This is a genomic window from Plantactinospora sp. ZYX-F-223, from assembly GCF_039649625.1.
Taxonomy (GTDB): domain Bacteria; phylum Actinomycetota; class Actinomycetes; order Mycobacteriales; family Micromonosporaceae; genus Plantactinospora.
Window position 1 is genome coordinate 122,044 of sequence record NZ_JBDJAV010000016.1, and the last position, 24,495, is coordinate 146,538.

General features: G+C 72.5%; 17 protein-coding genes. 12 read left to right on the forward strand and 5 right to left on the reverse strand.

Features of this window, described 5'->3' with window-relative positions:
• Nucleotides 1-8: 8 nt before the first annotated feature.
• Complete coding sequence (gene greA, locus AAH979_RS18120; RefSeq protein ID WP_346259287.1) at nucleotides 9-506, reverse strand: transcription elongation factor GreA; 498 nt, start codon at nucleotides 504-506, stop codon at nucleotides 9-11.
• A gap of 185 nt (nucleotides 507-691) precedes the next feature.
• On the reverse strand, nucleotides 692-1,126 hold the full coding sequence (locus tag AAH979_RS18125; protein ID WP_346259288.1) for a DUF4307 domain-containing protein: 435 nt from the start codon (nucleotides 1,124-1,126) through the stop codon (nucleotides 692-694).
• A 209-nt stretch (nucleotides 1,127-1,335) separates the two neighbouring features.
• On the opposite strand from AAH979_RS18125, the gene mca reads away from it, so the two are divergent.
• The 7 genes from mca to purE all read left to right on the forward strand — a co-directional run bounded on the left by mca (nucleotide 1,336) and on the right by purE (nucleotide 10,195).
• Complete coding sequence (gene mca / locus AAH979_RS18130) at nucleotides 1,336-2,217, forward strand: mycothiol conjugate amidase Mca (RefSeq protein ID WP_346259289.1); 882 nt, start codon at nucleotides 1,336-1,338, stop codon at nucleotides 2,215-2,217.
• Between the two features lie 55 nt (nucleotides 2,218-2,272).
• Nucleotides 2,273-2,578 (forward strand): hypothetical protein, encoded by a 306-nt coding sequence (locus tag AAH979_RS18135; RefSeq protein WP_346259290.1) that lies wholly within the window; start codon nucleotides 2,273-2,275, stop codon nucleotides 2,576-2,578.
• Nucleotides 2,579-2,763: 185 nt separating this feature from the next.
• Nucleotides 2,764-5,511, forward strand: coding sequence for an EAL domain-containing protein (locus AAH979_RS18140; protein ID WP_346259291.1), 2,748 nt, complete (start codon nucleotides 2,764-2,766; stop codon nucleotides 5,509-5,511).
• 108 nt (nucleotides 5,512-5,619) lie between these two features.
• Nucleotides 5,620-6,381 carry a TipAS antibiotic-recognition domain-containing protein gene (locus AAH979_RS18145; RefSeq protein WP_346259292.1) on the forward strand — a complete coding sequence of 254 codons (762 nt, stop codon included), beginning with the start codon at nucleotides 5,620-5,622 and terminating at the stop codon, nucleotides 6,379-6,381.
• Nucleotides 6,382-6,476: 95 nt separating this feature from the next.
• On the forward strand, nucleotides 6,477-8,477 hold the full coding sequence (locus AAH979_RS18150) for a thioredoxin domain-containing protein (RefSeq protein ID WP_346259293.1): 2,001 nt from the start codon (nucleotides 6,477-6,479) through the stop codon (nucleotides 8,475-8,477).
• Nucleotides 8,478-8,490: 13 nt separating this feature from the next.
• A complete protein-coding gene (locus AAH979_RS18155) occupies nucleotides 8,491-9,666 on the forward strand; it encodes a 5-(carboxyamino)imidazole ribonucleotide synthase (protein ID WP_346259294.1) in 1,176 nt (391 codons plus the stop codon).
• 55 nt (nucleotides 9,667-9,721) lie between these two features.
• The gene (purE, locus tag AAH979_RS18160) at nucleotides 9,722-10,195 is read left to right on the forward strand and encodes a 5-(carboxyamino)imidazole ribonucleotide mutase (protein ID WP_346259346.1); all 474 of its coding nucleotides are present in this window, start codon (nucleotides 9,722-9,724) and stop codon (nucleotides 10,193-10,195) included.
• A 362-nt stretch (nucleotides 10,196-10,557) separates the two neighbouring features.
• Here purE and AAH979_RS18165 read toward each other — a convergent pair whose 3' ends face one another.
• A complete protein-coding gene (locus AAH979_RS18165) occupies nucleotides 10,558-15,618 on the reverse strand; it encodes a zinc ribbon domain-containing protein (protein WP_346259295.1) in 5,061 nt (1,686 codons plus the stop codon).
• A 253-nt stretch (nucleotides 15,619-15,871) separates the two neighbouring features.
• Nucleotides 15,872-17,299, reverse strand: a complete 1,428-nt coding sequence (locus tag AAH979_RS18170) for a UDP-glucose/GDP-mannose dehydrogenase family protein (RefSeq protein ID WP_346259296.1) — start codon at nucleotides 17,297-17,299, stop codon at nucleotides 15,872-15,874.
• 486 nt (nucleotides 17,300-17,785) lie between these two features.
• On the opposite strand from AAH979_RS18170, the gene AAH979_RS18175 reads away from it, so the two are divergent.
• The 4 genes from AAH979_RS18175 (at nucleotide 17,786) to AAH979_RS18190 (ending at nucleotide 23,177) form a co-directional block, all read left to right on the forward strand.
• Nucleotides 17,786-20,581, forward strand: coding sequence for a M14 family zinc carboxypeptidase (locus AAH979_RS18175; RefSeq protein ID WP_346259297.1), 2,796 nt, complete (start codon nucleotides 17,786-17,788; stop codon nucleotides 20,579-20,581).
• Nucleotides 20,582-20,827: 246 nt separating this feature from the next.
• Nucleotides 20,828-21,184, forward strand: a complete 357-nt coding sequence (locus AAH979_RS18180) for a PadR family transcriptional regulator (RefSeq protein WP_346259298.1) — start codon at nucleotides 20,828-20,830, stop codon at nucleotides 21,182-21,184.
• Nucleotides 21,181-22,140, forward strand: a complete 960-nt coding sequence (locus tag AAH979_RS18185; RefSeq protein ID WP_346259299.1) for a hypothetical protein — start codon at nucleotides 21,181-21,183, stop codon at nucleotides 22,138-22,140. Before AAH979_RS18180 ends, AAH979_RS18185 begins: the two co-directional genes overlap by 4 nt.
• 335 nt (nucleotides 22,141-22,475) lie before the next feature.
• The gene (locus tag AAH979_RS18190) at nucleotides 22,476-23,177 is read left to right on the forward strand and encodes an NUDIX hydrolase (RefSeq protein WP_346259300.1); all 702 of its coding nucleotides are present in this window, start codon (nucleotides 22,476-22,478) and stop codon (nucleotides 23,175-23,177) included.
• 71 nt (nucleotides 23,178-23,248) lie between these two features.
• Here the strand turns inward: AAH979_RS18190 and AAH979_RS18195 are convergent, their stop codons facing one another.
• Nucleotides 23,249-23,854: an AAA family ATPase gene (locus tag AAH979_RS18195; protein WP_346259301.1), complete on the reverse strand. Its 606-nt coding sequence runs from the start codon at nucleotides 23,852-23,854 to the stop codon at nucleotides 23,249-23,251.
• A gap of 77 nt (nucleotides 23,855-23,931) precedes the next feature.
• Here AAH979_RS18195 and AAH979_RS18200 point away from each other — a divergent pair, with 77 nt between their 5' ends.
• Complete coding sequence (locus tag AAH979_RS18200) at nucleotides 23,932-24,366, forward strand: NUDIX hydrolase (RefSeq protein ID WP_346259302.1); 435 nt, start codon at nucleotides 23,932-23,934, stop codon at nucleotides 24,364-24,366.
• Nucleotides 24,367-24,495 lie beyond the last annotated feature (129 nt).

Below are 24,495 nucleotides of genomic sequence, written 5' to 3' on the forward strand. Positions count from 1 at the left end.
CGCCGCCGTCAGGCGCCGTACGCCTCGAACCGGACCACGGTCACCTTGATCTCCGCGCCGCTGGGCGCCGTGTAGGTGACGGTCTGGCCGGGCCGGGCGCCGAGGATGGACTTGCCGAGTGCCGACTCCGGGCTGTAGACGGTCAGGTCGGTGGTCGCCGCGATCTCCCGGGAACCGAGCAGGAAGGTCTCGGTGTCGTCGGTGTCATCGTCGAAGTGGATCGTGACGACGCAGCCCGGCGCCACCACGTCCGCGGTCGGCGCCTCGCCCACCTGGGCGGTACGGAGCAGTTCCTGCAGTTGACGGATCCGCGCCTCCTGCTTGCCCTGTTCCTCCCGGGCGGCGTGGTAACCGCCGTTCTCCCTGAGGTCACCCTCTTCGCGCCGGGCGTTGATCTCCGCGGCGATCGCCGGCCGCCCGGCGATCAGCTCGTTGAGCTCCGCCTGCAGCCGGTCGTAGGCCTCCTGCGACAGCCAGGTGGCTGCCTCGCGATCGGTCGTGGACACAGACGATCTCCTCGGGTAGTCGTGGACAGGGACGAATTACCAAGTTACCAGTGCGCTACACACCGGACGCCACGTCATTTATCGCTGCACGGTGCTGGCCGGGGCGCCGGGACGGTTCCGGACAGGCCCGCAGCGGTGTCCGCCGGCCGGGGTGGTCAGCGGCGTCGCGGCGCGGGCCGGGGCGCTCAGCCGGCCGGGCGGCAGCGGAGCACCTCGCCGAGGATCGGCCGGGCCGTGGTGGCCAGCCGGTGCCGGGCCGTGACGTGCCGCTGCCCCGGCTCGGCGGCCACCCGCACCTCCTCGCGGGCGACCTCGGCACCGTCCTTGGAACGGGCCCGGAGCACGCAGGTCGCCGAGCCGCCGGCCGGCACGGTCACCCGGAAGTCGAGCACCAGCTGGCTGTCGGTGATCTCGGTGTAGGTGATCACCTGGGCGTCGTAGTTCGGGTCGCCGTACTGCCGGTAGAGGCGGTAGGAGACCGCCCCCAGCACCGCCAGCAGGGCGACCGCCAGCAGCGCCGAGACCCAGGGGCGGCGGCGCCGGTGCGCGCGGCGGTGGCCGTACCGGCCGGGTGGGAACACCGGGGCGGCCGGTACGGGTGTGGCGGGCGTCTCGGGCACCGGCGGGTATCTCCTGGGACGGTTGTCGGTGGCATCGGCAAGAATGGGTACGCCCATCATCTCAGTCGACAACCGGGCCGGGTCTGGCAGGTCCACGACCGGCCGGATCGCGGGCCGCCCTCGGGGGCGGCTCCCGGGTCGGCGGAGGGCGGGCGTTTCAGGGGGACGGGGGCCGAGCCCGGCCCGGGCATCACGAGGGAGCACCTGAGTTGGCAGAGCAGCTACGTCTGATGGCCGTGCACGCCCATCCCGACGACGAGTCGAGCAAGGGCGCCGCGACCATGGCGAAATACGTCGCCGAAGGCGTGCAGGTCCTCGTCGTCACGTGTACGGGCGGCGAGCGGGGCAGCGTGCTCAATCCGAAGCTGGACCGGCCGGACGTCTGGGCCAACATCGCCGAGATCCGCCGGGCCGAGATGGACGCCGCCCGGGCGATCCTCGGCGTCGAGCAGGCGTGGCTCGGCTTCGTCGACTCGGGGCTGCCGGAGGGCGATCCGCTGCCCCCGCTGCCCGAGGGCTGCTTCGCGCTCCAGGACGTCGAGGTCGCGGCCGCGCCGCTGGTGCGGTTGATGCGCGAGTTCCGCCCGCACGTCGTCACCACCTACGACGAGGACGGCGGCTACCCGCACCCCGACCACATCATGTGCCACAAGGTCAGCGTGGCGGCGTTCGACGCGGCCGGCGACCCGGAGCGCTTCCCGGAGCTGGGCGAGCCCTGGCAGCCGTTGAAGCTCTACTACGACATCGGCTTCTCCAAGGCCAAGATCATGGCGCTGCACGAGGCGATGCTCGCCCGTGGCGCGGAGTCGCCGTACGCGGAGTGGCTGGAGCGCTGGGAGGACCGGCCGGACAAGGGCCCGAGGATCACCACCCGGGTCGAGTGCGCCGACTACTTCCCGGTCCGCGACGACGCGCTGCGCGCCCACGCCACCCAGGTCGACCCGGACGGGTTCTGGTTCCACGTGCCGATGGAGTTGCAGCAGCAGGCCTGGCCGACGGAGGACTTCGAACTGGTCCGCTCGGTGGTCGACAGCCCGCTGCCCGAGTCGGACCTCTTCGCCGGGGTACGGGAGACCGCGCAGGTCCGGTGAGCGGAGGCAGGCGTACCGTAAGGGGGTAGGCCACCACATCGGAGGATTCCCAGTCATGCTTACCGCTGCGCAGGTGCTCGCGGAGAACAACTTCGGTGACACCCGGACCGGTGGCCTGGCCGGACCGATGGGTCTCTTCCTGATCACCGTACTGGCCATCGCCACCGTTCTGCTCATCCGTAACATGAACGCCCGGTTGCGTCGGCTACCGGACCGCTTCCCCCAGCAACGGGACGACGAGCCGCCGGAGACCGAGCCGGGCGCCGCGGAGCCGTCTGCCGACGGGTCTGCGGCGGAGGAATCTGGTGGAAGCGCTCCCAATACCTCCCAGCAGGGCCGGAACAGCCAGTCCGCGCCATGATTCACGCTAATCCGGCCAGGCGCCCCCTGTTGCGCTCAATCGGATTGGCTTAGCCTTCCGCCGGGGGACCAAAAGTCCCCGCACCGTGCGCGGGAGGGGGCGCCGATGAGAACCAGACCCGACGCCCAGCGCCGGTTGCGGCACGGCCGGGTCGCGAAGCGGTCGCCAGCGAACGGCGGCGATCCGTGACGTCCGGCCGTCGGTCCGGGCGCTTCCTCGCTCTGGTCGGCATCGCGTCGGCATCCCGTGGGGTGCGGGTGCTCACCTCCATCGCCCTGTCCGTCGCGGTGACCCTCACCGTGGCCGGCCTGCTCGTCCCCACCGACCTGCCCGCCGGCGGCCCGCTGCCGGTGGTGGCCCGGCTCGGCATCGCCACCGCCGTGATGGCGACGGCGCAGCTCTTCCGGTTGCGGTTCCGGGTCGGTTCGGGCCGGGTCAGTGTCACCTGGGGCGAGGCGTCGTTCATCATCGGCCTCTCCCTGGTACCACCCGGCTGGCTGCCGGCCGCCGCCCTGCTCGGTGCGGTGCTGGCCTGGACGCTGCTGACGATCTTCGTGGACCGGCGCTCCGCGCTGGACGTCGTACACGCCGCCGCCTCGCTGGCCGTCTCCGTCGCGTTGGCCGTCGCGGTCGCGTTGACCGTCGCCGGAGCGTTCGGCAGGCCGCTCCCGGACCTGCTGGGCACGGTCCTCGTCACCGGCCTGACGCCCCCGCTGATCGCCGCTCTGGCCGTCGGCTCGATGACCTACCTGCTGGCCAGCGCCGGCCTGGCCGGGCTCACCCTGGCCCTGCGGCACGGCGAACGGCCCTGGCCGGCGCTGCTCCGTGCCCTCCAGGGCAAGCTGCTGATGTTCGTCGGCAACGTCTTCGTCGGGCTGGCCGTGGTGGCCGTGGTCGAGTACGACCCGCGCTGGCTGCTCTTCCTGCCGCCGGTGCTGTGGCTGCTACAGCAGACGTACAGTCACCGGCTCCGGGCCGACGACGAGCGCCGCGCCTGGCGGGCCCTTGCCGAGGCCACCGGCGCGCTCAACCAGCTCGACGAGCACGGTGTCGCGACAGCCGGGGTGACCGGCCCGCTGGCCCTGTTCGGTGCGGAGTGGGTCGAGGTGGACGTGCGGCGCGGCGACGGCCGGTGGCGGCGCTACCGGGGCGAGCCGGGCCGGCCGGTGGTGCACCGCGACCTGAGTACGGCCGAGCGGGCCGACTCCGGCGAGCCGGGCGGGTCATCGGGGTCGTCGGGCGACGGGAACGGCCGGCTGCCGCTGGCCAGCCGGCTCGGCCTGGACCTGGTCGCCAGCCAGGTCGGCGGCGACCTGGCGGCGGGCCGAGATGCCGGTGCGGCCGGCGCCGGGCAGGGCTCGACGGCCATCGGGCGGACCGTGCAGGAGCTGACCCGACCGCTGGTGGTCGGTACCTCCCCGGTCGGCGAGCTGCGGGTCCGGTTCCCCCACTCCGCCCCGCCCGGCCAGCGGGAGCAGGACGCGCTCTCGGCGTTCGGCGACGCGCTGGCGGCGGCGCTGCACGACGCGGCGACGCACCGCCAGCTCCGGCTGGTGACGGCCCGGTCGTCGTACGAGGCGGTGCATGACGCGCTGACCAACCTGATCAACCGGGCGGCGCTGCTGAGCAAGGGCGACGTGGCGCTGCACCAGCTCGGCCACGATCATCCGGTGGCCCTGCTGCTGCTCGACATCGACCACTTCAAGGAGGTCAACGACACGCTCGGGCACGCGGCCGGCGACGAGCTGCTCCAGGTGACGGCGGACCGGCTGGACGCGCTGGTCCGCCCCGGCGAGCTGCTGGGTCGGCTCGGCGGCGACGAGTTCGCGCTGCTGATCCCCTCCCCGGCGGTACTGGCCGAGCCGGCCACCGACCGGTCGCCGATGCCGAACGTGCTGCGCCGGGCCCGGGAGATCGTCGAGCTGCTCGCCACCCCGATCGAGGTGGCCGGGGTACGGATGTCGGTCGAGGTCTCCGTCGGGGTGGTGGTGGCCGGTGCGGGTACGGCCGACATGACCGAGCTGCTGCGTCGGGCCGACATCGCGATGTACCAGGCGAAGCAGGGTGGCGGCAGCGTCGCGTCGTACGACAGCGCCCGGGACGCGGCCAGCACCGACAAGCTCGCCCTGCTCGCCGAGCTGCGGGAGGCGCTGGACGTCGACGACCAGCTCGAACTGGCGCTCCAGCCGGCGGTCGACCTCTGCACCGGGGAGCCGACCGGGGTGGAGGCGCTGATCCGCTGGCGGCACCCGCGGCGGGGTCGGCTCACCCCGGCGGACTTCGTCCGGACCATCGAGGGCAGCGAACTGCTCGGCGCGTTCACCCGGTACGTCGTGGACAAGGCACTCGGTGTCGCCGCCGACTGGGCCCGGCACGGTCTGGACGTACCGATCTCGATCAACCTGTCGGCGCGCAGCCTGCTCGACCCGCGGCTGCCGGCCGAGGTGGCCGAGTCGCTGCGCCGGCACCAGGTGCCGGCGCACCGGCTGGTGCTGGAGATCACCGAGACGGTGGTGATGAGCGAGCTGGAGGTCATCGACGAGGTGCTCTCCGCGCTGCGCGCGATGGGCGTGCAGTTGGCCGTCGACGACTTCGGCACCGGGTTCTCCTCGCTGACCTTCCTGACCCGGATCTCCGTGGATGAGCTGAAGGTCGACCGGTCGTTCGTGATGAAGATGGCCGAGTCGCCGGAGGCGGCCGCGATCGTCCGGACCACCGTGGATCTCGGCCGCGAGTTGGGACTGCGGGTGGTGGCCGAGGGGGTGGAGACCGCCGACCAGCGGGCCGCGCTCGCCGAGCTGGGCTGTACGGCCGCCCAGGGCTACCACTTCTTCCGGCCGATGCCGTCGGACAAGATCGTCGCGGTACTGCGGTCGCTGCTCGACTCCGCCCAGGCGCGGATCCTGCCGCTGCGCGCCGACGGCGCCTCCTAGCGGCTTCTTCCCGATCATCCGAGCCCAGACCGTGCCGACCGTTCCGGCGGCTTGACTCTGCCGCTACGTCAACTTCTACCGTTGGTGGGGTACGACGGAACCACAGGGGTGGGGAGCACGGTGGAGTGGTCGATCCAGGAGATCGCCCGGTCGGCCGGTACGACCAGCCGGACACTGCGGCACTACGGGCAGATCGGACTGCTGGCACCGAGCCGGATCGGCCGGAACGGCTACCGCTACTACGACCAGGAGTGCCTGCTCCGGTTGCAGCGGATCCTGCTGCTCCGCGAGTTGGGCCTGAGCCTGCCGGCCATCGCCGAGGTGCTGGACGGGCAGCGGGACAGTGCTGCCGCGCTCCGTACCCACCTGCGGATCCTCGAACAGGAGCGGGACCGGATCGGCCGGCAGATCGAGTCGGTCCGGACCACCCTGCGCAAGGTGGAGGGAGGTGAACAACTGATGGCGGAGGACGTGTTCGACGGCTTCGACCACACCCGGTACGAGGAGGAGGTCACCCAGCGCTGGGGAAAGGAGGCGTACCAGCGGGGTGACCGGTGGTGGCGGTCGCTGAGCGAGGACGAGAAGAAGGCGTTCGGGCAGCGGCAACTCGACATAGCCGCCGACTTCGGCCGGGCGCACGCCGCCGGGGCGGCGCCCGACGGTGAGGAGGTGCAGGCGATCACCCGGCGGCACCACGAGTGGCTGTCGGGGACCGGTAACCCGGTGAACCGGGAGTACTTCCTCGCACTGGCCGAGATGTACGTCGCGGATCCCCGGTTCACGGCTAACTACGACCGGCACGGCGCCGGTACGGCGGCCTTCATCGCCGACGCGATGAAGGTCTACGCCGAGCGCCGGCTGACCGGCTGACCGGCTGACCGCGCTGAGCGGTCGGCGTGGCGGGCGGGGCTGCAGACCCGCCCGACAACCGAGCGCCGTACCGTCGCAGCGGTTATGGTCGTCGGGTGAATCGACTGGCCGGCGCGACCAGCCCGTACCTGCTCCAGCACAAGGACAACCCGGTCGACTGGTGGCCCTGGACGGCCGAGGCGTTCGCCGAGGCGCGCCGCCGGGACGTACCGGTGCTGATCTCGGTCGGCTACGCGGCCTGCCACTGGTGCCACGTGATGGCCCACGAGTCGTTCGAGGACCAGGCCATCGGCAAGCTGATGAACGAGAACTTCGTCCCGATCAAGGTGGACCGGGAGGAGCGGCCGGACGTCGACGCGGTCTACATGACCGCCACCCAGGCGATGACCGGGCAGGGCGGCTGGCCGATGACCGTCTTCGCCGCGCCGGACGGTACCCCGTTCTTCTGCGGCACCTACTTCCCGAAGGCCAACTTCGTCCGGCTGCTCCAGTCGGTGACCGAGGCCTGGACCGGGCAGCGCGAGGCGGTGCTGCGCCAGGGCGCCGCCGTGGTCGAGGCACTGGCCGGCGCCCAGGCCGTGGGCGGGCCGACCGCCCCGCTCACCGCCGAGACGCTCGACGCCGCCGCCGAGCAGCTCGCCCGGGAGTACGACGAGACCAATGGCGGCTTCGGCGGGGCGCCCAAGTTCCCGCCGCAGATGAACCTGCTCTTCCTGCTCCGGCACCACCAGCGCACCGGCGCGACCCGCGACCTGGAGATCGTCCGGCACACCTGCGAGGCGATGGCCCGGGGCGGCATCTACGACCAGCTCGCCGGCGGCTTCGCCCGGTATTCGGTGGACGGGCACTGGACGGTGCCGCACTTCGAGAAGATGCTCTACGACAACGCACTGCTGCTCCGGGTCTACACCCAGCTCTGGCGGCTCACCGGGGACCCGCTCGCCGCCCGGATCGCCGCCGAGACCGCCGCGTTCCTGCTGGCCGACCTGGACACCCCGGCCGGCGGCCTGGCCTCGGCCCTGGACGCCGACACCGAGGGCGTGGAGGGTGCCACCTACGCCTGGACCCCGGCCCAGCTCGTCGAGGCGCTCGGCCCCGACGACGGCCGGTGGGCCGCCGACCTCTTCGCGGTCACCGACGCCGGCAGTTTTGAACACGGCACCAGCGTGCTGCGGCTGGCCCGGGACATCGACGACGCCGACCCGGAGATCCAGGAGCGCTGGCAGCGGGTCCGGGGCGCACTCCGGGAGGTACGCGACCGCCGGCCTCAGCCGGCCCGGGACGACAAGGTGGTGGCGGCCTGGAACGGGCTGGCCGTCACCGCCCTGGTCGAGTACGCCACCCTCACCGCCGACCCGGTGGCCGGGGCGGCGGCGGTGCGGATCGCCGAGGTGCTGGCGGAGCGGCACATCGTCGACGGGCGGCTGCGTCGGGTCTCCCGGGACGGCCGGGTCGGCGAGCCGGCCGGGGTGCTGGAGGACTACGGCTGCGTCGCCGAGGCGTTCTGCGCGGTGCACCAGTTCACCGGCGACGGCCGCTGGCTGGAGCTGGCCGGGCTGCTGCTGGACGTCGCCCTGGAGCGGTTCGGCACCGGCCAGGGCGGCTTCTACGACACCGCCGACGACGCCGAGCAGTTGGTGAGCCGGCCGGCCGACCCGACCGACAACGCCAGCCCGTCCGGGCTGTCGGCGGTGGCGGCGGCACTGGTGGCGTACTCGGCGCTGGGCGGCCAGGTGCGCTACCGGGAGGCGGCGGTGGCGGCGTTGGAGACCGTCGCGCCGATCGTCGCCCGGCACGCCCGGTTCACCGGGTACGCGGCCACGGTCGGCGAGGCGCTGCTCTCCGGCCCGTACGAGATCGCGGTGGTCACACCCGAGCCGGCCGGCGATCCGCTGCTGGCGCTGGCGCACCGGCACGCCCCGCCCGGGGCGGTGGTGGTGGCCGGCGAGCCGGACCGGCCTGGCGTACCGCTGCTCGCCGACCGACCCATGATCGACGGCGCCCCGGCCGTCTACGTCTGCCGGGGCTTCGTCTGCGACCGCCCGGTGACCACCCCCGACGCCCTGCTGGCGCAGCTCGGGGTCACCGGGAGTTAGGCTTGCGCCCGCTATGGATTCCCGCACGGGTCTGCCCGTTGTCGGCATGGTGGGTGGCGGCCAACTGGCCCGGATGACCCACCAGGCCGCGATCGCCCTCGGCCAGTCGCTCCGCGTCCTCGCGCTCAGTCCCTCCGACGGCGCCGCACTGGTCGCCGCCGACGTCCGGTACGGCCAGCACACCGACCTCGCCGCGCTGCGCGAGTTCGCCGACGGCGCCGACGTGGTCACCTTCGACCACGAACACGTGCCGAACGAGCACGTCCGGGCGCTGGCCGAGGCCGGGGTGGCCGTCTACCCGCCCGCCGACGCGCTGCGCTACGCGCAGGACAAGCGGGCCATGCGGGAGCGGCTGACCGAGCTGACAGCGCCGGTGCCGCGCTGGCGGCCGGTCGCCGAACCGGACGACCTGGTGGATTTCGGCGACGAGCTGGGCTGGCCGGTGATCCTCAAGGCGGCCCGGGGCGGCTACGACGGCCGGGGCGTCTGGGTCGTCTCCGACCCGACCGAGGCCGCCGAGCTGGTCGGCACGCTGCGCACCGCCGGTACGGAGCTGATCGCCGAGGAGCGGGTCGCGCTGCGCCGGGAGTTGGCGGTGCAGGTCGCCCGCTCGCCGTTCGGCCAGGTGGCGGCGTACCCGGTGGTGGAGACCGTGCAGCGGGACGGCATCTGCGTCGAGGTGCTGGCGCCGGCGCCCCGGCTGCCGGAGGAGGTGGCGCTGCGGGCCCAGCAGCTCGCGATCGACCTGGCCACCGCGCTCGGCGTGGTCGGCCTGCTGGCGGTGGAGCTCTTCGAGGTGACCGGCGCGGACGGCGAACCGGCGCTGGTCGTCAACGAGCTGGCGATGCGGCCGCACAACTCCGGGCACTGGACGATCGAGGGCTCCCGGACCTCGCAGTTCGAGCAGCACCTGCGGGCGGTACTCGACTACCCGATGGGGGACACCGCGCTGACCGCCCCGGTGGTGGTGATGGCGAACGTGCTCGGCGGCCCGGATGGCGGCATGTCGATCGACGAGCGGCTGCACCACCTCTTCGCCGAGGACCCGGGCGCCAAGGTGCACCTCTACGGCAAGCAGGTCCGGCCCGGCCGCAAGATCGGGCATGTCACGGTGCTCGGTGACGATCTGGAGAAGGTACGCGCCCGGGCCGCCCGGGCCGCCTGGTGGCTACGGGAGGGACACGAGTGAGCGAGTGCCGCGAGGTGTCGGCGTGACGGAGTCGGCGCCGCCGGTCGGCTTGATCATGGGCAGCGACTCGGACTGGCCCGTGATGGGCGCGGCGGCCGAGGCGCTGGCCGAGTTCGGCGTCGGCTACGAGGTCGGGGTGGTGTCGGCGCACCGTACCCCGGTCAAGATGATCGACTATGCGCAGGCCGCCGCCGGCCGGGGCATCCGGGTGATCATCGCGGGTGCGGGCGGGGCCGCCGCGCTCCCCGGCATGGTGGCCTCGGCCACCCCGCTGCCGGTGATCGGGGTGCCGGTGCCGCTCAAGCACCTCGACGGGCTTGACTCGCTGCTCTCCATCGTGCAGATGCCGGCCGGCATCCCGGTGGCGACCGTGTCGATCGGCAACGGCCGCAACGCGGGCCTGCTGGCCGTACGCATCCTGGCCGCCTCGGACGGGACGCTCCGGGACCGGATGGTGGCGTACCAGGCCGAGCTGGAGGTGCTGGTCGCCCAGAAGGAAGCCACGCTGCGGGCCAGCCTCGGCGCATAGCTCAGGGTCCCGACCCCGGCCGCCGGGTGGACTAGCTGGACGCGGCTCCGTCGCTGCCGGAGATCACCTGCCGCGCAGACTGTCGAGCTGCCCCCTCGGTGCGCCCACCCGCTTCTTGACCTCGGACCTGCTCCGGGTCGAAGAGGTCGAAGGCCCTGTCGCCCGTCCCATGGAGCTTGTCCCGTGCCGCCCGCCGTGGCTCCTTCGGCGTCTGCTCCATCTGTGCACCCAGCTCGACAGTCTGCGCGCGGCACTCCTGCCGTCGGGCCGCTGGAGGCGTCCCGTGCCGCAGCTTCGCGCACCGCACCGCACCGCACCCCGCCGCACCCCGCCGCAGCTTCGCGGCGCCGCGGCGGGGGCGGTCAGCGCATGCCGCGGACCGCCCGGAAGCGCTCCTGGGTGCGGCGCCGGTTCTCGTTGCTGGCCCCGAACGCCAGCAACAGCAGGCCGACCGGGATCAGCACCAGCCACGGCCCGAAGCTGAACAGCGCGCGTAGCGCGGCCAGCGCGGTGACGATCGCACCGATGATCACCGGAGCCTGCTGCCGCCGGTTGGATCCCCAGATCAGCGTGGCCACCCCGCCGAGCAGCAGCAACACCTGCCGCACCGCGCTGTCGTTGCCGGCCATCACGATCACCAGGGTCGGCAGGAACGCCGCCACCAGCGCCGGCCCGTACGCCGCCCAACTGCTCAGGTCGGTGCGGTGCCGCAGTTCCAGCAGGCCGACCAGCAGGGCTAGGGCGGCGAACGCCAGCGTGTACGCCTCCGGCAGCGCGACGTCGGCGAGCGCCATCAGCAGCCACCAGGCGACGACCTCACAGCCGACCGCCGACCAGAAGAGCGTGCGCCGCTCGACCGGACTGCGGTACGGCCGTACGGCGGCCATCCCGAGTACGGCGCCCCAGGCGGCGAGCAGCGCGGCGATGTGTCGGGGCGAGTCGTAGGCGAGCGCGGCGGCGATGAGCGCCGCGGCGTACCCGCTCCACTCCACGGTGGTCGCCTCGCGCATCGACTCCGGGCGGCGCAGCCGGGGCAGCATCGCGGCGACCAGCAACAGCACCGCACCCACCGCCAGCACCCCGAACGCGGACCAGGCCGGGTCGAGCCCGAGCACCAGCCCGCCGGTGAAGACGAAGGTCTGGGCCATCACCGAGGCGAAGAGCCAGCCGAGGATGCGGGCGTTCTGGGTCCGGCCGCCCAGCGCGGCGACCGCGCCGACTCCCACCGCCGCGCCCAGGGTGAACAGGGTCAGCTCCCGGGTGGCCAGCGCCCCGGCCAGCCCGGCACCGCCGGCGGCCAACCCGATGCCGAAGACCAGGATTCGGGTCAGCCGCAGCGAGCGAGCGACCTCGGCGTCCGGCGGCGGCGGGGTCAGGGCCAGTCCGAGCATCGCGATCGTGAAGACCGCGAGCGCGGCCAGGGTGCTGTTCGGCCAGCCCAGGTCGAGCGAGATCGGGGTGATCAGCAGGGTGATCGCGGCCCCGGGCAGCACCACCGGCACCGCCCGGGCCGGCCGGCCGCCGCTGAACCCGGTGGCGGCGAGCCCGGCCGCGATGGTCAGCAGCAGGGCCGCCAGCACGTTGCCGGGATCGACGGCCTGGGGCTCCGGATCGGTCAGCGCCGCCGGTGGCCCGTCCCAGATCTGGGCGAGCGTCTGGTACGGCTCGACCAGCGCCACCACCAGGGCGGGAGCCAGCGCCGCCACGGCCAGCGCGGTCGGCAGGGCGGCCGCGAGCATTGCCCCGACAGCCGGGCTGACCGACCAGCGACCGCCCCGGGCCGGCTCGGGCAGCCGGCGGAGCGCGCCACCGAGCATCACCGACCAGCGCCGGATCGGCTCCCGGAGCGGGGTCGGGGCCGGGGTGACCGCCCGGATCAGCTCGGCGAGCACCCCGAGCAGTACGGCCGCGGCGGCGTAGACGCCCCAGGGCAGGCCGGTGAGCAGGGCCGCCACCGAGGTCGCGGTCGCCCCGCCGACGATGCCCATGGTGGCGTACGGGAGGTACTGCGGGACCTGGCGGCGGACCAGTCCGACCACCGCCACGCCGAGGCTCGCCCCGGCGAGGGTGGCCAGCACCACCACCTCGGCCGGCGAGTGCAGCGCGGCGGCGAGCGAGGCGAGTGCGCCGCTGAGCGCGAACAGCGCCCCACCGGCGGCGAGCCCGCCGATCTGGGCGGTCTGCGGCGGCATCGACCAGGAGTCGGCCTCCTCCGCCGGGCCGGAGAGGGTGCCGACGGCCCGGGCGAGGGTGGCGACGACGGCGCCGATCAGCGCGACGATGCCGAGCGCGGCGGCGGTCGTCCACGGTCGGACCAGGCTCGCCCCGACCGCGTGTAGGGCGACCGCACCGGCGACGGTGGCCCGGGCCAGCCCGGCCCGGGGATCGGCGGCGACCACGGAACTCACCCCGTAGACGGTGGCGACGGCCCCGCCAACCACGATCGGGGACCACCAGGGCAGCCCGAAGGCCGCCGGGATGCCGATGGTGGCGAGTCCGACGCAGACCGCGGCGACGTCGTACGCCCACGGTCGGGGCAGGGCGATCGCGGCGGCTCCGGCCAGCAGGAGCAGGGCGACCGGGGCCTGCCAGCCGGTGCCGGCCTCGCTGACGTGCCACTGGGCGAGGTCGGCCGCCCAGAGCCGGCCGGGCGTGGCCAGCACCTGGAGCCCACCGCTGGCCGCCGTCCAGCCGGCGAGCAGCGCGACGAGGCCGCCGGTCAGTGCGATGCCGAGGATCGGCCCGCGCCGCCAGTCGGCCGGCATGGCCCGGATCCCGGCGGCCACCACCAGGATGAGGAAGGCGGCGGCGGCCAGCTCGGCGCCGTCCCCGAGGATCCCGGCGATCCGGGCGAGGGTGCCCACCAGCGCAGCGGTGACCGCCGCGGCGGCAATGTCCGAGCCGTCGAGCAGCCGGTCCGCCCGCCGGCCGGCGTCGATCGACGGCGCCAGCACCAGCAGGATCGCGCTGACCAGCAGCAGCCCGCCGACCAGGGCGTCCGGCAGGGTGGCGCCGGGCGCGCCGAAGGCCGCCGCGGTGACCGCGAGCGCGCCGAGGCCGGTGCCGACGGCCAGCGGCACGCCGATCTGCCGCTGGGCCACCTGGGTGACCGCCGCGTAGCAGAGGACCGCGCAGACGGCCAGGAAGCTGGCGGCGAGGACCGGTTGGCTGGCCTCCCGTACCGACAGGACGGTCGGGGTGGGGTCGACGGGTACCGCCGAGGCGACGAAGGCCGCCACCGCACCGGGGAAGGCGAACGCCGCCCCGCCGGCCGCCCAGTCGGCGAGCATTCCGGACCACCGGCCCAGCGGTACCGTACGGGCGAGCGGGGCGAGCGCGACCAGCGCCCCGCCGACGGCGAGCGCGAACAGGACGGCGGCGGTCAGGCCGGGCCGGGCCACCGAGGCGGCGGCCCCGGCGAGTCCCACCACGGCGGCGGCGACGGCGTGGGTCAGGGCGGCCCGCCGGGTCTCGGCGGTCAGCCCGACGAGTCCGATGCCGACGGCGACCAGCACCGGAGGCCACGGGGCGGCGACCCAGCCGAACCCGAAGGAGGCGGGCATGGCCAGTGCGGTCAGCGCCGCGCCGACCACGGCGAACTCGCGGCGTACCTCGGGTGGCGAGGAGAGCACGGCGGCGATGGTGAGCAGCAGCGCGGTGGTGGCGAGCTGCCAGGAGGTGTCGCCGACCCCGGCGGCGAGTTTTCCGGGGTATGCGGAGAGGTCGGCCTCCCAGACCGGCAGGGCGGCCCGGATCGGGGCCAGGGCGGCCCGCAGCGCGCCGCCGGCCACCACGATGCCGATGACGATCAGGGCGGCGGCGGACGCCAGTTGCGGCCCGCGCCGGGCAGTCTCGGGCACCGCGCGTACGCCGAGCCCGGTCAGCGCGATGACGGCGGCGATCACCACCAGTGCCCGCCCCGGCAGGGCCACCGCGGCGACCCGACCGGCGGCACCGATCACGGCCAGGGTCAGGATCCCGGCGGCGATGTCCGGCAGGGGTGGCCGGCGCAACGCCAGCGCGCCGACCATGCCGACCCCGGCGGCGAGCAGCAGCGCCAGGCCGGCCCGGGTCGCACCGGGTACGGTGTCGGCGTTCACCAGCGAGAGGACCGCGCAGATCACGGCGACGGCGAAGGCCACCCCGTGCAGCGTCCAGGCCAGCTCCCGTACCCACGGAGTGCTGGCCGTTCGCCGGACGCCGGGGGTACGGACCCGCTTCGCCGACCCGCCCTGGGCCGGGTCGGCCTGGACGACCGCGTCCGCCTCCTCGGGGAAGGTCTCCGGCCGGTCCGGGCCGGTCCCGTCGTGGGTGTCCCGGTCGGGGTCGGTCGGGTCGTCGTCGCCCACCCGTGCCGGCCGGTCGTCGGGGCGGCTCGTCGGTGCAGCGGGCGGAACGTCGACCGGCACCTCGGGCCCGGATCGGAACCGGGCCGGCCAGCCGGTCAGCCGCCCGTCGTCGCCGAAGAGCCGGCCGAGATAGAGGTTGCCGAGCGACACCACCACCAGCACCAGGGCCCAGCCGCCCGGCCCGGTGACGAAGGCGTACGCGAGCAGCGGCAGGATCGGCTGCACGGCGAGTACGGCGGCGTACCGGGGCGCGTTCAGCCCGGTCGCCCCGGCGTAGCCGGCCGCCACGGCGGCGGTGACCAGGAAGGTCAGCCCCGCGAAGAGCGACCCGGGCAGGCCGCTGTCGCCGAACCGGTCGACGGTCCAGAGCGAGTAGCCGGTCAGCGGCACCAGCAGCAGCCCGACCGCGGCGATGGTCTCGGCGGTGGCGATCAGCCCGCGCCGGGCCACCCGGGGCGGTACGGCCAGCATCAGCGCGGTGGCCAGCACCAGGATCGCCACCCGGCTGAAGTCGTCGAGCGAGCTGAGCGCGACCGCGACGAAGACCACCGCCGCGATGCCGAGCAGCAGCGCCCCGAGCCCGAGCAGGATGTTCTGCACCTCTCGGGTGGAGGCCTCCGGGCGGGCCTTCCCGTCGTCCCAGGCCGGTTCGGCGCCGGGTGGTGGCGGTGGGGGCGGCGGCGGTGCGGGGGGCGCCATCCGGTCGGGGCCGCCACCTCTCGGCTGCCGGGGTACCCGGGGCGGCGGCCCGCCGGGGGACGTGCCGGGCGCGGCGGTCGGGGGGCGCCGGTTGGCCTTGCGCCGGAGCACCCGGCGCGGCTTGGTGCTCTGCTTGCGGCGCTGGTCCGCCGCGTGCGACAGGATGTCCCGCTGGAAGAGCGCCGCCTGCATCTGCGAGGCGATCGTCTTCTGCTCCTTGGCGAGCGCCGCCTCGCGGATCTTCATCTCGGCGATCGAACGCTCGATCCGGGCGACGTCGTCGGCCCACTGGAGCTGCTCGGTCCCGCAGTGCGGGCAGTGCGGTGCCGGCTCGATCTCCCGGCCACACGAGGAGCACTGGTACGTCGTACTCACGGCACCCCCTCCAGCCGGCGCTGACGCCGCATCACGGGCTTCCCACCGAAGCATGCCCATGCCGGGCGATCCTGAACAGTCCCCGATCGCGTGCGAACCCCGGCTGAGGAGATCCTAAAAGGCCGGCCGTGGACCTCGATGGGTCCACGGCCGGCAAGTCGGCGTCGAATTCACGATTGTCGCCGTCCGGTCGGTCCGCTATCGAGCGGGCGCCCGCCTCGCGGCGGCTGTGGGTGCGGCGGCGATTCCGGCGCTACGGCCGGCCCATGCCCCGGTATTCCCAGCCGGCCTGGGTCCACAGTCCGGAGTCGAGGCAGTTGCGACCGTCCACGACCCGCCGTCCGGCGGCGAGTTCGCCCAGCGCCACCGGGTCGGCGTTGCGGAAGTCGGCCCACTCGGTGAGTACGCAGACCAGGTCGGCCCCGCGTACGGCGTCGTTCATGCTGGGCTCGTACGCCAGCTCGGGCCGCTCCCGGCGGGCGTTCTCCATCCCCTGCGGGTCGTAGACGTGCACGTCGGCGCCGGCCTTCTGCAGCGCGGCGGCGACCGCCAGCGACGGGGCGTCCCGGACGTCGTCGGAGTTCGGCTTGAAGGTGGCGCCGAGCACCGCGACCCGGGTGCCGGAGAGGTCGGGCCCGGCCGGCCCGTACCGGCGGCCGAGCAGTTCGGCGGCGAGTTGGAGCACCCGGCTGCGGCGCCGGAGGTTGATCAGGTCGACCTCGTGCAGGAAGCGCAGTGCCTCGCCGGCACCCAGCTCCTGGGCCCGGGCCTGGAACGCCCGGATGTCCTTGGGCAGGCAGCCGCCGCCGAAGCCGACGCCGGCCTGGAGGAAGCGGTTGCCGATCCGGGGGTCGTAGCCGATCGCCCGGGCGAGCTGGGTGACGTCGCCGCCGGCCACCTCGCAGACCTCGGCCATCGCGTTGATGAACGAGATCTTGGTGGCCAGGAAGGCGTTCGCGGCCACCTTGACCAGTTCGGCGGTGGCGAAATCGGTCACCACCAGCGGAACCTCCCGGTCCTCGGTGGCGGCCAGGTCGAAGACGCCCTTGTGCGCGGAGTAGAGCATGCCGTTGGCCCACTCGCTCTTGACGCCGACCACGATCCGGTTGGGCCGGAGCACGTCCTCGACCGCGAAGCCCTCCTGGAGGAACTCGGGGCTCCAGGCGACCTCGACCCCGAGGTCGGCCTCGGCGTGCTTGCCGACGAGCTGCTCGATCCACTCGGCGGTGCCGACCGGGACGGTGGACTTGCCGACGATCAGGGCCTTGCGGGTCAGGTGCTGGGAGAGCCCGGTGACGGCGGCCTCGACGTACGACAGGTCGGCGCCCATGCCGTCGGCCCGCTGCGGGGTGCCGACGCAGATGAAGTGCACGTCGCCGAAGACGGCGGTCTCGGCGATGTCGGTCGAGAACCGGAGCCGGCCGGCCGCCAGGTTGCGCTTGAGCAGCTCGTCCAGGCCGGGCTCGTGGAACGGCACGTCGCCGCCGGCGAGCTTGGCGATCTTCTCGGCGTCGACGTCGAAGCCGATCACCTCGTAGCCGAGTTCGGCGAAGCAGATGGCGTACGTCGCGCCCAGGTAGCCGGTGCCGAGGAAGGTCAGACGCGGGCGGGCGGCGCCGGACGGCGGGGTCACCGCCGGGATCGTCGGCATGGGCTGAGTGCTCGGGTACGGGATCGTCACGCCTGTGTTCTCCGCTCGCAGTGGCGGCGCTTCATTGCGTCGCGGTGGGAGGTCGGCGCCGGAGGAGAGCGCCGATGTCGGACATTGTGGGCCTTGTTCACCTGATGTCGAGGGTGCGCGGCCGGCGAGTCGGCCATCCGCGCCGGGACGACAAGCGCTGAGCCTACGCGGACCGCGCTTCCCGGTGCACCTTCGGTCGGCATCTTCACAGCGTGCCGGCCGGTCCGGTGCACCGCCTCCGGGCCGTCCGGGCCGCCCCTTCTCGGGCCTATTCCCCTGATTTCTGCTGGTAGGCGTGTTTCGTAGCGGGTGGGCGAACGCCGTTCCTAGAAGATCTTGACCGACGGAAATGGCTGCTCATAGGCTCCGAGCCACCTTCAGGTCGATCTCCTCCAGACCTCACCCCCATCCCGGAGAAGGGAATCTGAACGTCAGATGACGGTTTCAAAGTTCCCCCCGACGACCCATCCGAAGCCTCTCAGATCGATGTCCCGGCGAATCGGCGGGGCCGCGATCGCGCTGCTGCTCGCCCCACTGCCGCTGCTGCCCGGCACCCCGGCCGGGGCCCACCCCGGCAAGCCGCCGACCCCGGCCGGGTGCACTCAGGACCCGTCCGCCCGGCTGACCGGGGTGCCGAGCCCGGAGCAGCATCTTGGCTTCCCGCTCGGCCTCGGCCAGCAGCGGGTGGTCACCGACGATGAGATCCGCTCGTACCTCGGCGCCGTCGACGCCGCCTCGGACCGGGTGATCACCGGCAACCTGGGCAACAGCGTGCTCGGCCAGTCGATGCCGTACGCGATCGTCTCCGACCCCGACCACCTGCGCCGGGGCGAGCTGGAGAGGATCGCCGAGGACATCCGCGACCTGCGTGACCCGCGCAGGCTGTCGGACCGGAAGGCGGCGGAGATCGCCGCGAAGGGCCCGGCGATCGTCTGGGTGACCGGCAACGTGCACGGCGGGGAGTTCTCCGGCGGCGACGCCGCGCTGAAGACCCTCTACGAGCTGGCCGCCGGCCTCTCCTGCGAGGTACGCGAGCGCAACGACAACCTCGTCACGATCATCGTGCCGACGCAGAACCCGGACGGTCGGGACGCCGGGCGCCGGCAGAACGAGTACGGCTTCGACCTGAACCGGGACTGGTTCTCGCGTACCCAGCCGGAGACCGACGCCAAGCTGGAGATGCTGCGCCGCTACCCGCCGCAGGTCTTCGTCGACGCGCACGAGATGGGCGGCGACGAGTACTTCTTCCCGCCGAACGCGGACCCGATCCACCACGAGATCTCCGACGAGGCGGTCGACTGGATCAACCGGATCGGCGCGGCCAACTCCGCCGCCTTCGGCTACAACGGCGCCTGCACCGACACGGTCACCAGCGAGTGCTACTTCAACTACGACACCTACGACATGTTCTTCATGGGGTACGGCGACACGGTGCCGGCCACCGGCTTCGGGGCCGCCGGGATGACGTACGAGAAGGGCAGCTCGTCGGCGGTCCAGGACCGGGTGCAGCAGCAGTTCACCACCCAGTGGGCGACCGTCGGCTGGGCCTCGGAGAACCGGCGCGAGATCCTGTCGGACTACTTCCAGATCTGGAAGGACGCTCTGGCCGAGGGGCGGGCCGGCAAGCTCCAGCCCAACGAGGTCGTGCAGCCGACCAACGAGGTCCAGTTCCCGGTGCCGGACGTGACGATCCGGTCGTACTTCCTGCTGCCGAACCGGCAGCTCGGCGACGTACGGCAGCTCGTCGAGCGGCTGCGCCGGATGGACGTCGAGGTGTACCGGCTGACGAAGCCGGTGAAGGTGCCGAACGCGAAGATCTTCGGCGGCCGGTCGGCCCGGAACTACCCGGTGCCGGAGGGCGCGTACTGGATCCCGATGGAGCAGCCGCAGAAGCACTGGATCCAGGCGATCATGGGCGAGGACCCGTACGTCCCGTTCCCGTACTTCTACGACGTCTCGTCCTGGAGCAACCCGCTGCTGACGGGCGTGCAGACGGTCTACACCGGTGACAAGCTCTCGCCGAGGGCGGAGCGGGTCCGGGGCATCGACGGCGGGCGGGACGCGGGCGCGCCGAGGCACGGCTCGTACGCGTACCCGCTGGACTCGGCGGCGGCGGCCGAGCTGACCTTCAAGCTGCTCGGCGCGGGCGTCGAGCTGCGGCGCGACCAGCGCAGCGGCGTCGTGACGCTGCCGGCGGCCAGCCTGACCGGCGGGCGCGACCAGCTCGCCCGCTCCCTCGGGGTGACCCTGACCGCTCGTCGGAGCGCACCGGCCGGCACCAGGCTGGCCCTGCCCGACGTCGGCCTGTTCGCCGGCACCGGCATCTCCACCACCGCCGGCTCGCACGGTGAGGCCCGGTACGTGCTCGGCGACCAGTGGGGGTTGGACCTCACGCCGGTCGGCACGGCGGACATCAACGACAACACCGCCGCCTTCACCGGCCGGACCGTGCTGCTGGTGCCGGACGGCAGCAACCCGACCGGCGGCCTCACCGCCGCCGGACAGGCCAACCTGCGGGCCTGGGTGGCCGCCGGCGGCACCTATGTCGGGCTGCGCAACCAGGGCACCCGGATGGCCCGCTCCGCCGGGCTCACCTCGACGGTCGAGCTGCCGAAGCCGACCGGCTACACGGTGATCGGCTCGCACCTGCGGGTCGACGTCGACCGGAGCAGCCCGGTCGGGCTCGGCCGGCCGGCCGAGGACTTCGAGTTCAACAACAACGACTCGATCCTGTCGCCGAGCACGACCGGAAAGAACGTGCTGACGTACCCGGCCGACGGGCGGTTCTGGCTCAACGGCTTCACCGAGCACGCGGACGCGCTCAAGGGCACGGTCGCGCTGGTCGACGAGCCGACCGGGGCCGGCCGGGCGGTGCTGTTCGCGTTCAATCCGCTGTTCCGGGCGTACAACGAGAGCGGGCTGCACCTGGTCGCCAACGCGCTGCTGGCGCCGTCGTCGGCTCCGTCGGCGTCGCCGGGCGCCCGGGCGACGGCTCCGGCCGTACCGCCGGCTCGGGCCTCCGCAGCGGCGGCGCCGGCAGCGGAGAACCTGGGCGGACAGTGGCGGCCGATCTCCCTCCGGGTTGCCGCCGCCGACCTGGACCGGACCCGGGCGATCGTCGCCCGGCACACCGGCGACGCCCGGGTCGGCACCGCGGACGGCACGGGGTACCTGACCATCCCGAACCCGGAGGGTCTGTCGTCGGACGAGCACCCGTTCCTGCGTGAACTGGTACGCGAACTGCGTGCGGCGGGCATTCCGCTGCGCTCCGTCGTCGGCTAGTCGGCGGCGGTACACGGTGGAGGGTGGGCGGAAGTCCCACCCTCCACTGCTTTGTCGAGGTGCCGACCCGGCCTGCGTACCGGACTGCGCGATCACGGTCGACGGCACCACCAGCGCGTTGTCGCCACCGCACGCCCGTCACGCGTCGTGTCGTCCGATCGGGTGACAGATCAGGATGCCGCGGATACCCGTGATGGCCAGCCCGGTCCTTGACCAATAGGTCGATCATCTGCTTATGTTGATAACATGACTAGGTCTTTCGCGGCGATGCGCGAACCCACGTACTTCATCCTCGCCGCGTTGCAGGATGAACCGCTGCACGGCTACGCCATCGTCAAGCGGGCGCAGGAGCTGTCCGGCGGGCGGGTGCGGTTGACGACTGGCACCCTGTACGCCGCGTTGGACCGGCTCACCGGCGAGGAGATGGTGCGAGTGACCGAGGAGAGGGTGGTCAACGGTCGTGCCCGCCGCGCGTATGAGCTGACCGGGCATGGGTTGTCCGCACTGCGTGAGGAGGCGGCGCGGATGGCCGCCGCGGCTCGGGTCGTTCGAGACCGTCCCGTCGGATCGACGGTCGCGACGGTGCGGACGGCGCCGGCATGACCGGCCTGGAACGCCGCTACCGGTGGCTGCTGCGCGCGTACCCGCGGGCCTATCGGCAGTACCGGGCCGATGAGATGCTAGAAACGCTGCTGGCTGCGGGCGAGACGGACCGTGGACACCCGAACCTTCGGGAGTCCCTGGCGCTCCTGACCGGAGGTCTGCGCGCCCGCACCGGCGTGGACCGACTCGGTTCCCGGCCGGCATTGCGATACTCCGCGCTGCGATTGACCGCGCTGTCCCTCCTCGTGTGCGGCATCGTCCTCACGGCCATGCCCGTCATGTGGCGCCTGTGGCTGCTGCTGCCTGGCACTTCCTCCACCGCCGTGGTTACCGGCAGCCTGGTTACGCCCGCGCTATTGCTGCTCGCCCTGGCCGCTGCGGCATGGGCTCGCTACCGTTTCGCACTCGCCGTAACCGTCAGCGCTTTCATTGCTGACCACTGGTACCCCGTAGCGCACAACCAGTTGTACGTAGAGCAATGGACGGGCGCTGAGGTGAGCGGCGGGTCGAGGCCCGAGGCGGTTCTCCACCTGGCCTTGGACTTCTCGACGTGGGCGTGCGTGTTGGCCGTACTGACGATGCTTCCGTTGCTCAGTACGCGTCAAGCACAGGTCAGGCGACCCTGGATCTGGCTTGTCGTGGCAGCGGTGGTGGTGGCGATCGTGACACCTAATCCGCTCAATGGATGGGACAGCGGGTTTGGGCAGGCGGTCATCGTGGTCGCCTGGCTCACGGCAGCCATCATGGGGGCGCCGTTTGATGTGCGGCTATCCGTCGTCGCGAGCGGGCTACTTCCGGTGCCGATCCTCGGTGTCCTGGCCCGCGAACTGATGGGCTGGAAGCAGGACGCCTGGGGAGTCGGCAACCAGACCCTACTTCTCGCGGCGATGATTGGAATGCTCGCGGTCACGCTCACGGTCAGCAGGGTGGCTACTCGCCGGCAAGTCGCCTTGTAGGCAGCGCGACCGCCCCTGCCGGAATCCCGTCAGTCGACTCTCACTCCGGCGCACCTCTCGCCGGTCTCTCACCCGACTGATCCGCCAGTGAACGGCCCGCGCCCGCCGTTGGCGACGTATGTGATCGACAAGGTGGCATTGTTGCGGGGGCCAAGGACGCCGTCATCGCCGAGGCCGACGCATCTGCCAGACGCCCTAGCGTCCTGCCCCTGGCCCGCCGCCTTGGCCTCAGCAACACCACCCTGCGCCGGCACTTTCCCGACATCGCCCGGCAAATCAGCACGCGGCGGCACCAGCAGGCGAACCCGCAAGGCGAACCCTCGACGACACCACCGATGGCCGCTGAAGCGATGGCACGCCTGCGACGCGAGAACACCGACCTGAAGACGCAGCTGGAGATCGCCATCGCCAGCATCCACCGTCTCGCCCTAGACAACCATGAACTACGCGCCGCGCTGGAAGCGGCCACGAAGGTCACCCGCATCGCTACCGCGACGCCCCGCTCACCCCAACCGACCCGGAGGGCAATCATGACCGCGGACCCCACCGAAGCGGACCAGGCCGTCGCCGACTACACAGCCAGCCTGCCCACCAAGCGCATGGCCGCAGCAGTCCTGTTCTTCGACGATACCGACCGGCTCCTACTCGTCGAACCCGCCTACACCAAGACCTATTGGGAACTGCCCGGCGGCTGCGTCGAAGCCAACGAGTCACCCCGAGCGGCCGCCGTCCGCGAGATCCAGGAGGAACTCGGGCTAACCGTCGAGCCCGGCCGGCTACTCACCATCGACTGGGTGCCACCACGCCCCGGCCGCACCGAAGGCCTTATGATCGTGTTCGACGGTGGCCAGCTGTCCCCCGAGCAGGTCGCGGCCATCCAGCTACCACCCGATGAACTGCGCGGTTGGGCCTGGTCGACTCCGCACGAGCAGGAACAACGACTTTCACCGTTGCTCGCCCGCCGAGCCGCCGCCAGTAGCCGGGCGCGAGCGGAAGGCCAGACCGCGTATCTCGAGAATGGCCACGCCGCGTCGTGACTCGTCGGCCCCATCTCTTACGACCACGACCCACCCTGGCCGGCCTAAACGGACGCGGTTGCAATCTGGGCTCAGGCTTGCGGAACGCAGCCTTCCTGACCGGACTGCAGCGGGATCCTGAAATAGGAAATTGCCGTGGCTGCTACAAGAGCCGGCTCCAAGTGGGTGTTATTGACACGAAGGTAGTCGGCGCGGTCGTCGAACCGGCCCTCCGAGCTGAGGCGGTACCGCCGGTCTAGTTCGAGCAAATTTTGCTGCGAGAAAACGACATCTCGTTTGGACGGTTTTTCAGCCAGACGTGATGCGCCTTGATTCCGCCGAAGCCGTTCCTCTTGGGCTGCCTCCAACTCGAGGAAGAGCACACGGCCGCCGCGTCGCCTGAACGGCTCCGCGAACTGGTCTACCGCCCGCTCATCCTCCGGAAGGTCGAACGCCCAGACATATGTGAAGATCAGTCCGGGGAGATCGCTGGCCGCCACCTCTTCGATGAGGTCGCGACGGAACCGATCGACCAGACGCCCGAACGGCGGGCTACCGAACGGGAAGAAGCGCAGCACCGGCTCGATCGCCAGGTGGTTGTGGAACAGCCGCAGACCGGTCCGAGCGGCGATCTGTTCCCCCACGGTCATCTTGCCGACGGCCGGTGGCCCGATGATGAAAAGCAGCGTGCCTGTCACGTCGGCAAGGCTAACCGTTTCGGATTTCAGGATCGAGGCATTACCGTCACGGCAGATGACTGGTCATCAGTGTTCGTGTGGTACGTGCGCGTGGTCAGTGGTCAGCTCCAAACCCCGGCCACAACGAGCCGACCTACAAGGAGCACTGGAAGATCCCCGGTGGCTGTGTCGAGGCGGGCGAGTCGCCGTACACCGCCGCCCGGCGGGAGGTTGCCGAGGAGTTGGGACTCGTCGTGATGCCGGGGCGGCTGCTGGTGGTCGACTGGGTTCCGCCGCGCCCGGGGCGTACCGAAGGGGTCATGCTTGTTTTCGACGGCGGCCGGTTGGCGCCCGATCAGCAGGCCGGCATCCGGCTGGCGCTGGCCGAGCTGCACGGCTGGGCCTGGTGCACGCCCGCCGAGGCGGACGCCAGGCTCTCGCCACTGCTGGCCCGTCGGGTCCGCGCCGCCACCCAGGCGCTCACCGCCACCGCCACGTCCTACCTCGAAAACGGCAGTCCGCCTTTCCCGTGATCTCGTAGCGTCCGGCTCGCCCAGCTCGGCCGGACGCTCCCTGATCATGGCATGGCTTGTTGGGGTCAGCCTGACCCTGCTGTTGGGTTCAGCCCTACGGGCAGTCGGGCAGGTGGCAGGCGTGTGTGG